Origin of the sequence: Psychrilyobacter sp. (assembly GCF_049671765.1) — a bacterium.
GTDB lineage: Bacteria > Fusobacteriota > Fusobacteriia > Fusobacteriales > Fusobacteriaceae > Psychrilyobacter.
Genome location: NZ_JBATVM010000008.1, coordinates 1 through 14,303, shown reverse-complemented (window position 1 = coordinate 14,303; position 14,303 = coordinate 1). Strand labels below are relative to the sequence as shown.

The following is a 14,303-nucleotide window of genomic DNA, read 5'->3' as shown; positions in this document are numbered from 1 at the left end:
CAAAAAGACCAATAAAATAAGGCAACTTGACATTGTATATAGACAGATAAAAAGCTGGAAGGGTTACCCTTCCAGCTTTTTATTTATAGCTATTCCTAATCCCATAAAAAACCAAAAATATGGCGCTACCGATACTGCACTGTCATTGAACATCCCTGCAGCTAGATAACCACTTATAGATAATGCTGTAGCTAAACCAACAACTTCATAAAAACTATTAAATTCTCTGTTTCTATAAATTTTTATAGACTGAATTAGATAAGATCCAATAAAAACTACAAAACCTATAAAAAATAAATATCCCATATTGATGAGGATCTGTAAATATAAATTATGAGGTTTATCCACTATCATACTTGGATTCCCAAAGGCTATCCTTTTCCCAAAGTTATCCTCTTGGGGAAAGATTAAAGAATAAGTATCGGGTCCTCCTCCTAAAAATCCAGTCTGTTTTAATTTGGGGATAGTTCTAGACCATATATATACCCTGGAACTTCCCTTTGTCTCATATCCATCCATCCATCTTACTCTGTCAGCCATATAGATATCACTGAGTCGTCCCTGAAATCCAATGGTTTTAAAACCATTATTTCTCAAAATCAAAGGATAAGTAAATTTATCATAGATAACATTATAGTAATCTACTTCCTTTTTTTCTATCGCAAATTTTTCATACCTATTATCGTTAAATTTATATTTATTATCTATAAACTCAAAAGGAAGTAGTTCTCCCACCTCATCTTTAAAAATCAACTTTTTTTCTTTTAAGATTATATTTAGTACAGCTTTATCTGTTGTAATCATTAAATCGTTAGGAGATTTTAATACCATCTCTCTCATAGGATTGTATTTGGATAATTCTGCATCATATAATTTTTTCCCTAGTGAATTTTCTGAAAATTCATTCATAATTACACCTATGATCAAAGATGTGATTATGAGTAACATAATTTTTTTTGATTTTTCTTTGATTTTTTTCCTATAAAAGAAAATAAAAAATAATAAAGTAAATTGTCCTGCTAAGAATCCAGCCCTAGATCTACACCCTAACCAATTTATATATATCAATATATAAAATAAAAAAGCTAAAACATTATATAACTTACCCTTGACACTGAAAAAAATCATTGCAGCAAAGAATAAAAACATAACCATTAGTGATCCACCGTAATTTGGATTAAAATAAGTAGAATAGATAATATATTTATCAAATTTAAAGTTCAAAGTATCTGCTATTCCCCAAAGATCTTTAGGTAGAATTAGATACCTTCCAAAGTTACTCTTGAATAGATCTAATCCAACAAATTGAAAACTACCTATTATTAATATTATAATAACTCCTACAAAGGCTGCTCCTAAGAGTATCTTTATATTTTTTTTAGTTCTTGCTAAATTAATAGTTAAAAAAGTTATTATTAAATATGATAACCATACAAAAATCCCCTCATATCTATCTCCTACTCCTTTTAATACTATAGATGTAAAAGGTGAAAAGACTGTAGACAGATTAGCTAATATTCCCATAAATATCAAAGGGATATAATATTTTGTTTTTATAATTTCACCTTTTATAAAAAAAAGTATAAGTCCTATAGTCGACAAAGATACAATAAAGACTGCTTTATAGTAGGAAAAAAAATCAAAATTATTCTCTCCTAGTGGAAAAGCTATATAATCTAAACTTCCTATTGGAGTAGGTATAATTTTTAACCTCACTATTATAGGGACTAATCCCAATATAATTATCAATGGTAGTAATTTTAATTTTTTTAACATCTCTCCTCCTAATTAACTTATCGATTTTATTTAAAAGTATACCTCGATTTAGTTAATATTTCTATATAAAATATCAGTCAGTTTCCTTTTTTATAATTTTTCTATTAAAATGAGTAAATTATAATTATTAAAACACCATAACCCTTTGCAAATTACTAATTTTTATTATATAATTTCATTAGATAAAATATAAAATTCATTAAATATTTCAGGGGGAAAACATGGTAAATGAAAAAAGAATCGTAGATAATTTTCTAGATATGATTAATATTCCATCACCATCTTTAAAAGAGAGAGCTATGGCTGATTGTGTAAAAGCTGAATTAGAAAAAATTGGCCTTGAAGTTACCGAAGATAATGCAGGCGAAAGTTGTAACGGTAATGCCGGTAATATTATCGGATTTTTAAAAGCTAAAGGTTCTAATAAAAAGAAAATATTATTTAGTGCTCATATGGACACTGTTTTACCTTGTGATAAAATTACTCCCATCATAGAAAATAGAATTATCAAATCCGATGGTACCTCTGTTTTAGGAGGAGATGATAAAGCTGGTATCGCAGCTATCCTAGAAATGCTTAAACAATTAAAAGAAAATAACTTAGATCACCCTGAGATTATTGTTGTATTTTCAATTGCAGAAGAGATTGGCCTTTTAGGTGCTCAGGCAATGAATATAGAAAAATATACTCCTGATTTTGGAATTGTCATAGACTCAGGTGGTAAACCTGGAACTGTTATTGTACAAGCACCATTTGCAGCAAAAGGAAAGATTGAAATCATTGGTAAACCAGCTCATGCAGGTTTAGAACCTGAAAATGGAATCAATGCATTAGTAGTAGCATCCCATGCAATCACTAAATTAAGATTGGGTAGAGTAGATGAAAATACCACTTCTAATATTGGTGTGGTAATTGGAGGGTCAGCTGTAAATATTGTTATGCCTAGTGTTACTATGATGTATGAAGCTAGAAGTTTTGATGGCAAAGTTCTAGATGAACTGTTATCTGAAACTAAATCTATCTTTAGTGAGACCGCAAAAGAATTTGGTGCAGATTTTAAAGAATCAATCGTAAAGGGATATGATGGATTCAAAATTGAAGCAGGTAGTGAGATCTTAAAAGTTTTAGAGGGAGCTTGTAAAGATATAAACGTTGAATATAATCCTATTAAATCTGGTGGTGGAAGTGATACCAATATCTATAATGGTAAAGGAATCCTTTCTATTAACTTAGGGATAGGTATGAGTAAAGTGCATACCAAAGAAGAATTTATTAAAATCGAAGATATGGTAGAATGTACAAAATTGTTACTTTCTATTGTAAATAAAATATAGATGAATTTCAAACAAAAAAAGACTAAACAAAAGTGGTGGTTATCTTTAATTATAGTTATTTTAATAACTGTTGCTTTTTCACGGTCTGACCTTCTTATAACTAAAACCAATAATCTACTACTCCCTTTAAAATTGAAAATATATAAGACCACTAGTAATATTCAAAACTTCTTTAATACTTTTTTTTATATCGAAGAGATCTCTAAAAAAAATGAGACTTTAGAATTAACTATAGAAAAACAAAGACATATTTTCTTTGAGAATAAAAACTTATTAAAAGAAAATCAACACCTAAGAAAAATACTCCAAATGAAGAAAAAAGTTAAATATAAAATTATCGTGGCACAAATTTCCTATATTGATTCATTAAATCCCTATGAAACTATATCTATTGATAAAGGAAAAAATGATAATATAAAACAAAATATGGCTGTTACCTCTACTTTAGGCGTAGTTGGTAGGATCAAAGAAGTATTTAATGATCATTCTATTGTAGAATTAATAACTTCTAATCAAAGTTATACTAGTGCTACTGATAGAAATGGAGATATTCTCTCAATTTTAAGTGGACAAGGAAATGAAATACTTAACTTAGAATATGTCGTTACTGATTCAGATACCCAAGTAGGAGATAAAATATTTACCTCTGGTATCAGTGATATCTATATAAAAAACCTTTTTTTAGGAGAGATTATGTCTATTGACAATAATGACGAGATGTTTAAACAAATAACAGTAAAATTACCCTATAACATATTTAATCTTAAAGATGTTATGGTCATAAAAAAAGAGAGGTGAGTCTATGAAAAAAATTATTCTTTATTTATTTTTATTTAGCTTAAGTTTATTTGCTAAAGATAAAAATGAATTTAATAAAATTAATACTTTTAAGGCTATAATCATTGAAAATAGTCATTTGAATAACCGAACAAAAATAAAAGAATATGAAATCTTAGCAGAATTGCCAGATAAACTTATAAAAAAAATGATTTCTCCTTCCATAAATAAAGGAGAAATCTATCTATATAATGGAACTGACAAAACTATCTATTATCCACTTTTAGAGCAAACAATAGAACAAACAATAACTGCAGATGAAAATTATACTTTAAAATTTATTCAAGACCTTAAATCTAATGGTGAAAATACAGACTTTAAAATAATAAAATCTAACAACCAAATTCAAAAAATTGTTTATAATGATGGAATAACTATAAAATTTGAATCTTTTTCAAAAATAAACGAGATTAATTTTCCAACACATGTTAGAATACTAGATAGAAATATTGAAGTCTCAGAATTAATAATCAGAGACGTCAAAATAAATGTACCTATATCTAAAAAGGATTTTTCTTTCAATGAAATTATTAAAAACTGATGGTATAGTAATAAAAAAAGTCGACCACTCTGAAGCTGATCGAGCATTGACATTATTTACTAAAAATTTTGGAAAAATAAATATCAATATTAATGGTCTTAGAAAATCAAAAAAAAAACATCTTAACGGAGCTGATCTCTTAGGAATCTCTAACTTTATTTTTTATAAAAAAGATGAATACTATATCTTGAGTTCTTTTGAACTAAATGAAACTTTTTTTACCCTTCGAACAGAGCTGGAAAAATTAAATATCTCTTTCCATATTTTAGAGATTTTAAATTCTATCTTAGTTGAAAATGAAACACGAACAGGTCTGTACAAATTACTTTTAAATTCCTTTCGATTTTTGGATAAAAATAATAAACCTATCAAGGATTATCTCCTTTTAGGTTATTTTTTAGCTCTTCTTATTAAAGAAGAAGGGATTATGTTTAATATAAAGGATGGACTATATTTTGATATAGAAAATTCAATAATAAATAATTTACCTAACTCTAATAAATTAACTAAAACTCAAAAAATCATGATTGTACACTTATTTGATGAAAAAATAAATGATATAATCTCTCTAAACCCCTCTATAAGTGATGTTAAGAAGATAATTTCACTTTTAGAAAATTATATGAATTACCATTTAAATTTAAAAATAAATTTTAAAGAATTTTTTTAGGAGGACCAAATGAATATTGCAAAAATAACAGATTATCTAACTTTGGATATGATTTCCCTTGATTTAAAAGCAAAAAATAAAAAAGAAGCTCTTTCTGAGTTATCTCAACTCCTAGGAGCATCAGAAAATATTGATGACCCCAAAGTTATTGAATTAGCTCTTATTGAAAGAGAAAAATTAGGAAGTACTGGAATAGGTAAAGAGGTCGCTATTCCTCATGCTAAAACCGATTTTGCTAAAAATTTAACTATTGCTTTTGGAAGATGTAATGATGGAATTAACTTTGAATCTTTAGACAATCAAGATGTTAAGTTATTCTTTGTATTTGCTTCCCCACTCAGTGATAGCATTGTATACCTTAAAATCCTAGCTAGAATTTCAAGATTGATAAGAGATGAGAATTTTAGAAATAAACTGATAAATGCAACTGAGCCAAAAGAAATTTTAAATATCATAAGTTCAGAAGAGGGGTAAATTATGGAATGTCCTTATTGTGGAGCTATGGATACTAAAGTTATTGATAGCAGACCTTATAGCATAGATAACTCTATAAAAAGAAGACGGGAATGTGTCGTTTGTTGTAAAAGATTTACTACTTACGAAAAAATAGAGCCTATTCCTATTTTTGTAATAAAAAAAAATAATATTAAAGAAGTCTTTAATAGAGATAAACTATTAAAGGGGCTTGAAAGAGCTGTCATTAAAAGGAATGTAAATTTAGAAGCTTTAGAAAGATTTGTAGGAGAAGTTGAAGATACTATTAGAAAAACTAATCATTTAGAAATAGAGAGTACTCAATTAGGTGAATTAGTTATGGAAAAATTAAAAAAATTAGATGAAATCGCATATATTCGATTCGCCTCTGTATATAAAGATTTTTCAGATGTAAAATCTTTTGTCAAAGAAATTGAGGGGATGGTTGATAGTGATTAAAAATATAATCAGTGGTGCTCTCATCGGAATAGCAAATATTATCCCTGGAGTTTCTGGTGGAACAGTAGCTCTTCTTTTAGGTGTTTATGAAAAACTTACAGAATCTATAGGTGAATTTTTTACTACTTCTAAAAACAAAAAAATTGAATCTATTAAATTTTTATCACAAATTTTTGTAGGAGTTATTATTGGTCTCCTTGCATTTGCAAAGATAATAGGCTTTCTATATGCAAATTATAAAGAAGGTACTAGCTTTTTCTTCTTAGGACTAATAGTCGCATCATTACCTTTAGTTTTAACTCATAGAGAAAGCAAAATAATTAATAAACCTGGAAAACTATGGTTTTTATTTGGATTACTTCTAATGACTACTTTTACTGTTTTTCAATCATTCTATGGTAATGGAGACACTTCTAGTAAAGTATACATATTGACAGGAGGATATACCATAAAATTAATCCTGGCTGGAACTTTGGCTGGAGGAGCTATGGTCATTCCTGGAATTTCTGGATCTCTTTTACTAGTTATGTTAGGAGAATACTACAATATCCTAGGTTTTGTAAATAATAGGATGATAATTCCTGTTGCCTTAGTAGGTATCGGTACAATCATAGGTATTGTCGGTTTTGCTAGAATTATAGACAAGCTTCTAAAATCCCATAGAGATAATACTCTATATTTTATAATTGGACTTATTGTAGCTTCCCTTGTGGAGATCTGGCCTGGTTTTACTTTAACCTTATCTAATAGTATTACAAATATTATAATTTTTAGTCTAGGAATATATATAGTTAAATTAATGAAAAAATTAGAGGGTAATAAAGAATGAAAAAAATTAATGGAGAATTTATATTTATTGTTCTTGGAATATTGGGAATTTTTCTCTATATCCCAAGAATTTATCGTGGATATCGGACTCTAGATCATCTTCAAAACGAACTAAAAACTACAACTATTCAGTCTAAAGAATTACATCGTGAAATGGAAGATATTAGTCACCAATTAAATAATTTTAATAATCTGTATTATATAGAAAAATTTGCAAGAGATAAACTAGCTATGAAGAAAAAGAACGAAACTATCTATAGAGTTATATATGAGGAGGAACAAGATTAATGAAAAGAGAACTAGCTATTGAATTTGCAAGGGTAACTGAGGCAGCAGCATTAGCAGCACACCAATGGGTCGGTAGAGGTGATAAAGAAGCCGCAGATCAATCAGCCGTCGACGCTATGAGAACTATGTTAAATAAAATCCATATCAATGGAGAGATCGTTATTGGAGAAGGTGAAATTGATGAAGCACCTATGTTATATATCGGTGAAAAAGTTGGTCTAAGAAAAGATATGGATATCGCTGTAGATATCGCTGTAGATCCTGTAGAAGGTACTCGTATGACTGCCCAAGGTCAAGGAAATGCATTAGCAGTTATGGCTATCGGAAATAAAGGTAGTTTTTTAAAAGCACCAGATATGTATATGGAAAAATTAATTGTAGGACCTGATGCTCGTGGAGCCATTGACCTTACTTTACCAATTTTAGATAATGTTTATAATGTCGCTAAAGCTCTAAATAAATCTTTAGATGAACTAGTTATGGTTATTTTAGATAAACCTAGACACCATAAGATTATCAAAGATCTACAAAAGATGGGAGTTAGAATATTTGCTATTCCTGATGGAGATGTAGCTGGTTCTATATTAACTGCTATTATTGATTCTGATGCAGATATGTTATATGGAATTGGAGGAGCACCTGAAGGTGTTATCTCAGCGGCAGTTATCAAAGCTCTTGGTGGAGATATGCAAGCTAAATTAAAATTAAGAAGTGAAGTAAAGGGGATATCTTTAGAAAATGACAAGATTTCTAATTTTGAAAAGTCTAGATGCGAAGAGATGGGAATAGATATTTCTGATGTTTTTACTATCGATGACTTAGTTAAAGATGACGAGGTTATCTTTGCTGCTACAGGAATCACCGATGGAGATCTTTTAACAGGAGTAAGTCGAAAGAAAAATATAGCTAGAACTCAAACTCTATTAATCAGAGGAAAAACTAAAACAATCAGATACATCAATTCAGTTCATAACTTAGATTTTAAAGATCCGGAGTTAAAAGAACTTATAAAGTAAGCTTTTTATAGAGTGTAGATAATTTCTACACTCTATATTAATATCTAACATTTCATAGTAATTAAACCTACTAATGGTTTTAAATACTTATAATAATATGAACATTCAATTAATATCTAAAAATATAAGGAGAAAAAAATATGTTATTTTATGATGATTTTATTAAAAAATTAAACAACACAAATATAGTATTAAAAGATAAGTATAAATATGGACTAAACTTCACAAAAAAAATAGTCTGGCTAGGAACAGGAATCCCAATAACTCTAATTGGAGGATTCCAACTTTGGGTACTTAAAACAAATGGAGGTAATCCAATAGGTTATATTTTAGCTCTCTTAATGGTTTTATTTGGTCTTTATAATTTAAAGATGTCTCATGCCTATAAGATAGAAATCGATGTGACCAATAAAAAATTAGTTAATAAACAATTTATTATAGAATTAGATAAAGTAAAATTAGTTGAACTTCGTAAGATGGTAGCTCCTAAAAGTAAAAAGCTAGAAGCTTGTTTAGATATCATTACCCATGATAAAAAACAAATTATCCTACCCCTTATTATGAACAACAAATTAGAGTTTACATCTGTTATCAAAGAGATCGTTGCCGATAATTTTTCAATTATAAAGGATTAATTATGGATATATGTAAGTGTATTTCAATTAATCAATCTAAAGTGGATGAAGCAAAAATAAAATTGGAAAAAAATTCTTCTCTAGATCAAACTGCTAAATTTTTTAAGATTTTAGGAGACGGAACAAGGTTTAAAATTATTACTATCCTTTTAGATAGTGAGATGTGTGTATGCGATATTGCAACTACTTTGAACATGACCCACTCCTCCATCTCCCACCAACTTAAGATCTTAAGGGAAAATAGAGTCCTTAAAAATAGAAAAGATGGTAAAATCGTATATTATTCCCTTAATGATAATCATGTTAAAAATATAATTTTGCAGGGATTAGAACATCATAATCACTAATTTAATCTTCACTAAAACGTTGAGTTTTTGTACTAAATGTGCTAATATAGTATAAATTCAATATCGAGGAGAAGGTGAAATGACTAAATCTAAAAATAAAACATTAAAGACTTACCTACTTTTACTAGGTGGAAGCTTGATTCCACTCTTTATATTTACCTCTTTTTTATATCAATTGAATGTATCTCAAAATATAGTTAAAATGAAATCTGAGAAAAAAATGCTTTTAAGTTTAATAAAAAAAGATATTGAAAGGGAATTTAATGACTATATAGATGATGTACAATTTTTATCTGAAACTCCTCAGCTTAGATCACTTCTATATGAAAAATCTAATTTGAAAGAAAATCATGATTATTTAAAAAGTTACCTGAAAATTAAAAATAAATATTTTGCAGGATACATTAAAAATAATAGAAATCATGTAATAATTGAAGAGTATTATAACAATAAATATCTTAGATTTCCTGAGAAGCTTTCCACTAAAGATCCTAAAAAAATTACATTTTCTAAATTAGGAAGTTATAAAAATTATTTTATAGTCAATATCATGGCTCCTATCTATGGAAATGACGGTGTACCCCTAGGGACTATCTCCCTCTATGGAAAACAAGCTTATATTGATAATATCTTAAATAAATATATATCAATAAATTTAATATCAAAAGGAGATTTTTATTGGTTTAGTTTAGATAAAAATAATCAAATCGATAGATCAAAAAAAATAAAAATTTTAGAAAAAGAAGATCTTTTACCTATGAATTCAACCAGTGGTTCTATCCTTAGTAAAGACATTTTATATACTTTTGACACCATAGACCTTAAGGAACTTTTACCTCAATTAGAGTTTGATAAAAACACAGATTCTACTTGGAGATTGATTATTAAAGTCCCTAAATCTGAAATAAATGCCATGAGAAAACATTTTTTAGATGAGTATAAACTACTTAGTATATTTATTTTTTTGATGCTTTCTATTACTATCTGGGTTATTTTAAAAGAAACCAATAAACGTAAATTTTATGAAAATAAATTAGAATTACAAAATCAAAAATTAATAGAAAATAGTAAAACTAAAGATAAATTTATATCTATATTGGCCCACGACCTAAAGAGTCCTTTTACTGGGATTACTGGGATTTTTAGCATTTTAACTAGAAAATATGATTCTTATGGTGAAGTAAAAAAGAAAAAATTAATCTATTCTCTTAATGATTCTATACAGGGAATAAATGCACTTTTGATCAATTTATTAGAATGGTCTAAAATACAAAGAGGACATGTAATATCTTCTCCTATGAAAGTTAAGGTAAATGATCTCACTGCTTCAGCATACCAAATTTTAAAATTAAATTTAGAGTCTAAAAACATTAAATTTTCAAATAATATCTCAGATAAACATTTTATTTGGGTTGATAAAAATATGATAGATGCTGTTTTTCGTAATATTTTGTCTAATGCAATAAAATTTACTCCTTATCATGGAAAAATTGAACTTTATAGTGAACAAAAAGAGAAATATATATATATATATATTAAGGATAACGGAGTAGGAATGAATTTAGATATCCAGTCTAAGCTATTTAAACTAGATCAGCATCTGACTACTCCAGGAACAGAAAATGAAAAAGGTACTGGTTTAGGACTTATAATCACAAAAGAATTTATCCACCTAAATAGAGGAAGTTTAGGAGTAGATTCTATAAAGGATCAAGGAACTACTTTTATTATTAAACTACCTGCATATAGGGAGATCTAAAAAGGTTAAATTAAAAATTAAGACATGAAGGGGTAATTCATGAATTACCCGTACTATACAGTTAATATAATTCTCGACAAAAAAGATTAAATAGAAAAAGAGGTAAAAGATGAAATACAATAAGATTAAAAATATAGATAAAGAAATATCCCTTTTGGGATTTGGCTGTTGGGCTCTATCTAAACATGGATGGAAAGATGTCAATCAAGAGGAAGCTATTAAAACTCTGGAAAAAAGCATCGAACTAGGTATAAATTTTTTTGATACTGCACCAATCTATGGATTTGGGAAATCAGAGGAGATATTAGGAGATATTACAAAAAGTATTCGTAAAGATGTAGTTATAGCCAGTAAATTTGGTCTTCGATGGAATGAATGGGGTCACGTTACCCATGATATATCCAGAGATTCAATTCTGTTTGAAATTGAGGCTACTTTGAAACGTTTAAAGACAGACTACCTCGATCTCTATCAAATACATCACTTAGATAACAAAACATCCTTAGAGACAGTATTTGAGACTCTCAACGAGTTAAAAGAACAGAATATAATAAAAGGTGTAGGAGTTTCCAATTTTAAATTAGAAGATCTCAAACAAGCGTCTAATTTGTGTGAAATTAGCAGTATTCAAAATCAATATAATATGCTACAAACCAGTGATGAAAAAGATATATTACCTTTTTGTCAAAATAATGACATTGGGTATATATCTTATAGTACTTTAGCACAAGGATTACTATCGGAAAAAGTTAAAAAAGGATATAAATTTGCCAAGATGGATATAAGAAAATTTAATGACTTATTTCATGACAAAGAAACTTTTGATAGAATTGATGCCTTAAAATCTCCTAATAAACCTTTGATAGAGAGTGCTTTTGAATATGTTATGCAACAAAAGTCACTTAAATCTATCCTAGTTAGTACTACAAAGGTTAAAAATTTGGAAGAAAACATAAAATTAATCAAAAAATTAAGTAATAGATAATAAAATAAAAGCAGAAATTAGAATTATCTAATTTCTGCTTTTATTTTACTTCTTTACGAACTTAGCTAATACTCCATTTACAAATTCATGTGATGTTGCATCGCCATAAATTTTAGCTAATTCAATAATTTCATTTAATACAATTTCAAAACCAGTTTCTTCGTACATCAATTCATATACACCAAATCTAAGTAATGATCTTTCTACATTTCCTACAGTTTCTATCGACCATTCATTCATCTTTTCAGCAATTTCTTGGTTAATAGTTCCATAATGTTTGTCTATTCCTACTGCGAATTCTTTAATAAATTCCACTTCTGTTTTAGTCAAAACTAGTTCTTCAACGTTATTAGAAGCTTCTTCATCTTCAGATATTTCTACCCTTCTATTCCCATCTTCTAAAAATTTTTCTAGTCTTTCTAACGGTGTTACTTTGTTCATGTCAGCTTCAAACAAAAGTTTGAATAACTCTTCTCTTGCGATCTTTCTACTCATAATTTTCCCTTCCTATTCTTCTTTTAATCTATTGATCAATATTTTTTTTAGCTTTTTAATATTTTCCTTATCTCCAAAGATAATTCCTAATAAAGTTGTTAGCATGACTACTATCATAGGTATGATCCCACGGGTTATAAAGATATAGCCAAAAGCAAATCCCATCAGTCCACCTATATATTTTTTACTATTTATTGCTACTCTTTCTATCAATTCCTCTAACATTATTAATCACCTCTTCCATTACTAGATTTATCTTTCATTAACTTAGTTACTCTAAGTTCAACTTCTGTAATACTCAAATCTAAATAATTTTCAATTCTATCCTTGATATCTTGTTGAATTAAATTAAGGTCCTCTGAAAGGGACTGACTAGACATTATATCAATAGATACAAAAATTTTCAATTTTTTTCCATTAGTTTTATTTTTCACTTTTAAATTTCTAACTTTTGGATGCTCTCCTACCACTTCTTTTACTATATTATTTACGGAATTCGAAGATATTTTCAACATTCCATTAGGAGTTTTCATTCTTAATTCTTTTGGTCTTTCAAAAAGATTAATTAATTTTTCCACAAACAATAATAGATAAACAAGAGAAACTCCTGCTACAGAACCTCTAGTTATCAGGCTACTAAAATCTAATATCTCTAAGTATGCCGGAAACATCCCTATATATATTCCGAGTATAGCTAAGACAAAGATCCCGATCCAAGCTATTCCAAAAATAAATTTCATAAACATATCTATTCCCCCAAATTTAAGCCTTAAAAACATAAGAGGCGTATAACGCCTCTAGTCTAATATTACTTCTTCTTTTGAAGCTTCTTTTACCTTAACATCTTGAATATAAACATTTACTTCTACAACTCTAAGACCTGTTAATTCCGTAATATTCTTAATTATATTTTCCTGTACATTTGTAGCTACTATTGGGATTAGAAAACCATATTCTACAACTATATGTACATCTACACTACACTCTTTTTCTCCTACTTCAACCTTTACTCCCTTAGTCATCTTATTGATACCCAAGATCTTGTTCACTTCATCTGTTACTCCACTTGTCATCTTGTAGATTCCATCTACTTCTATTGTTGCTTTTGCCGCTATTACCTTTACTACGTCATCAGCTATTTTAATATTTCCTAATTCAGACATCTGTCCACCTCCAAAATTATCTTGCACTTATAAACCGTTACATCTATAGTATATCATTTTTTTTGTCATTTCCTATATTTTTTCTTAATATATACTAAATTAAATTTTAATTTTATTATTTCGATGAAAAAGGAGGATATGAACTATTTCCTTTATTAAGAGTACTAAAAAAAGATATAGTTCAAATATCTATCAAGGATGGGTGGAGATAGATAAACAAAGACCTAGATTTTTAAGTCTAGGTCTTTGGAATTTTTATTAGTTAAAAAATAAGAAGAGTAAATAAAATTTTATATCCCATCTTCTCCAATTGAGTCACTAATGATATTAGGTTGAAATAATTCAATCCCTTCAATTGCTGATTCCATTATTTCATGAATAGAACTATCTAAATCTTGATCATCTCTTAAATTAATAGCTTCTATAATCATAGCCAAATTACATCCAGAGATTACTTTTATGCTTTCGTTGGCCATTAAAGCAGCAGTTATAAATGGTGTTCCTCCAATAATATCCGTTAAAAACAGTATTTCTTTTAAATCTATATTCTTAATCGCATTTTTAAATTCCTTTTCTAAATCTAATGGTGTTTTTTCTTCTGTAAAGTTAATGAAATTTAATTTTTTTTGTTTTCCAATAACTAACTCAATAGTTTTTTCAAAACCTTTTGCAAAATTCCCATGACCACTTATAATT

Annotated in this window: 19 protein-coding genes; 13 read left to right on the top strand and 6 right to left on the bottom strand. The window is 28.0% G+C overall.

Annotation, left to right across the window (positions count from 1 at the left end; translation table 11 throughout):
* Positions 1 to 63: 63 nt before the first annotated feature.
* Positions 64 to 1,776 (bottom strand): O-antigen ligase family protein, encoded by a 1,713-nt coding sequence (locus WBG30_RS00475; RefSeq protein ID WP_424502680.1) that lies wholly within the window; start codon positions 1,774 to 1,776, stop codon positions 64 to 66.
* A 221-nt stretch (positions 1,777 to 1,997) separates the two neighbouring features.
* Here WBG30_RS00475 and WBG30_RS00470 point away from each other — a divergent pair, with 221 nt between their 5' ends.
* The 13 genes from WBG30_RS00470 to WBG30_RS00410 all read left to right on the top strand — a co-directional run bounded on the left by WBG30_RS00470 (position 1,998) and on the right by WBG30_RS00410 (position 11,949).
* A complete protein-coding gene (locus WBG30_RS00470) occupies positions 1,998 to 3,110 on the top strand; it encodes a M20/M25/M40 family metallo-hydrolase (protein ID WP_424502679.1) in 1,113 nt (370 codons plus the stop codon).
* Complete coding sequence (gene mreC / locus WBG30_RS00465; protein ID WP_424502678.1) at positions 3,111 to 3,908, top strand: rod shape-determining protein MreC; 798 nt, start codon at positions 3,111 to 3,113, stop codon at positions 3,906 to 3,908. It abuts the gene before it with no gap.
* A gap of 4 nt (positions 3,909 to 3,912) precedes the next feature.
* Complete coding sequence (locus tag WBG30_RS00460; RefSeq protein WP_424502677.1) at positions 3,913 to 4,488, top strand: LolA family protein; 576 nt, start codon at positions 3,913 to 3,915, stop codon at positions 4,486 to 4,488.
* On the top strand, positions 4,469 to 5,158 hold the full coding sequence (recO, locus tag WBG30_RS00455; protein ID WP_424502676.1) for a DNA repair protein RecO: 690 nt from the start codon (positions 4,469 to 4,471) through the stop codon (positions 5,156 to 5,158). Before WBG30_RS00460 ends, recO begins: the two co-directional genes overlap by 20 nt.
* 9 nt (positions 5,159 to 5,167) lie before the next feature.
* A complete protein-coding gene (locus WBG30_RS00450) occupies positions 5,168 to 5,632 on the top strand; it encodes a PTS sugar transporter subunit IIA (RefSeq protein ID WP_424502675.1) in 465 nt (154 codons plus the stop codon).
* 3 nt (positions 5,633 to 5,635) lie between these two features.
* Entirely contained in the window at positions 5,636 to 6,091 is a 456-nt protein-coding gene (gene nrdR / locus WBG30_RS00445) for a transcriptional regulator NrdR (RefSeq protein WP_424502674.1), read from the top strand.
* Entirely contained in the window at positions 6,084 to 6,920 is an 837-nt protein-coding gene (locus tag WBG30_RS00440; RefSeq protein WP_424502673.1) for a DUF368 domain-containing protein, read from the top strand. Before nrdR ends, WBG30_RS00440 begins: the two co-directional genes overlap by 8 nt.
* Positions 6,917 to 7,207 (top strand): FtsB family cell division protein, encoded by a 291-nt coding sequence (locus WBG30_RS00435; RefSeq protein WP_424502672.1) that lies wholly within the window; start codon positions 6,917 to 6,919, stop codon positions 7,205 to 7,207. The genes WBG30_RS00440 and WBG30_RS00435 overlap by 4 nt, the downstream gene beginning before the upstream one ends.
* Positions 7,207 to 8,223, top strand: a complete 1,017-nt coding sequence (gene glpX / locus WBG30_RS00430) for a class II fructose-bisphosphatase (RefSeq protein WP_424502671.1) — start codon at positions 7,207 to 7,209, stop codon at positions 8,221 to 8,223. Before WBG30_RS00435 ends, glpX begins: the two co-directional genes overlap by 1 nt.
* 140 nt (positions 8,224 to 8,363) lie before the next feature.
* On the top strand, positions 8,364 to 8,858 hold the full coding sequence (locus WBG30_RS00425; RefSeq protein WP_424502670.1) for a hypothetical protein: 495 nt from the start codon (positions 8,364 to 8,366) through the stop codon (positions 8,856 to 8,858).
* A 2-nt stretch (positions 8,859 to 8,860) separates the two neighbouring features.
* Complete coding sequence (locus tag WBG30_RS00420) at positions 8,861 to 9,205, top strand: ArsR/SmtB family transcription factor (protein ID WP_424502669.1); 345 nt, start codon at positions 8,861 to 8,863, stop codon at positions 9,203 to 9,205.
* 79 nt (positions 9,206 to 9,284) lie between these two features.
* Positions 9,285 to 10,964, top strand: a complete 1,680-nt coding sequence (locus WBG30_RS00415; RefSeq protein WP_424502668.1) for an ATP-binding protein — start codon at positions 9,285 to 9,287, stop codon at positions 10,962 to 10,964.
* 109 nt (positions 10,965 to 11,073) lie between these two features.
* Entirely contained in the window at positions 11,074 to 11,949 is an 876-nt protein-coding gene (locus WBG30_RS00410; RefSeq protein WP_424502667.1) for an aldo/keto reductase, read from the top strand.
* Between the two features lie 45 nt (positions 11,950 to 11,994).
* On the opposite strand, the gene nusB is transcribed toward WBG30_RS00410, so the two are convergent.
* The 5 genes from nusB to WBG30_RS00385 form a co-directional block, all read right to left on the bottom strand.
* Entirely contained in the window at positions 11,995 to 12,444 is a 450-nt protein-coding gene (gene nusB, locus WBG30_RS00405; protein ID WP_424502666.1) for a transcription antitermination factor NusB, read from the bottom strand.
* A gap of 12 nt (positions 12,445 to 12,456) precedes the next feature.
* Positions 12,457 to 12,669: a DUF2273 domain-containing protein gene (locus WBG30_RS00400; RefSeq protein ID WP_424502665.1), complete on the bottom strand. Its 213-nt coding sequence runs from the start codon at positions 12,667 to 12,669 to the stop codon at positions 12,457 to 12,459.
* Positions 12,670 to 12,671: 2 nt separating this feature from the next.
* Positions 12,672 to 13,190, bottom strand: a complete 519-nt coding sequence (gene amaP / locus WBG30_RS00395; protein ID WP_424502664.1) for an alkaline shock response membrane anchor protein AmaP — start codon at positions 13,188 to 13,190, stop codon at positions 12,672 to 12,674.
* Between the two features lie 51 nt (positions 13,191 to 13,241).
* Positions 13,242 to 13,607 carry an Asp23/Gls24 family envelope stress response protein gene (locus tag WBG30_RS00390; RefSeq protein WP_424502663.1) on the bottom strand — a complete coding sequence of 122 codons (366 nt, stop codon included), beginning with the start codon at positions 13,605 to 13,607 and terminating at the stop codon, positions 13,242 to 13,244.
* 290 nt (positions 13,608 to 13,897) lie between these two features.
* Positions 13,898 to 14,303 (bottom strand): PTS mannose transporter subunit IIAB (locus WBG30_RS00385; protein WP_424502662.1); only part of this gene is annotated, 406 nt, incomplete at its 5' end.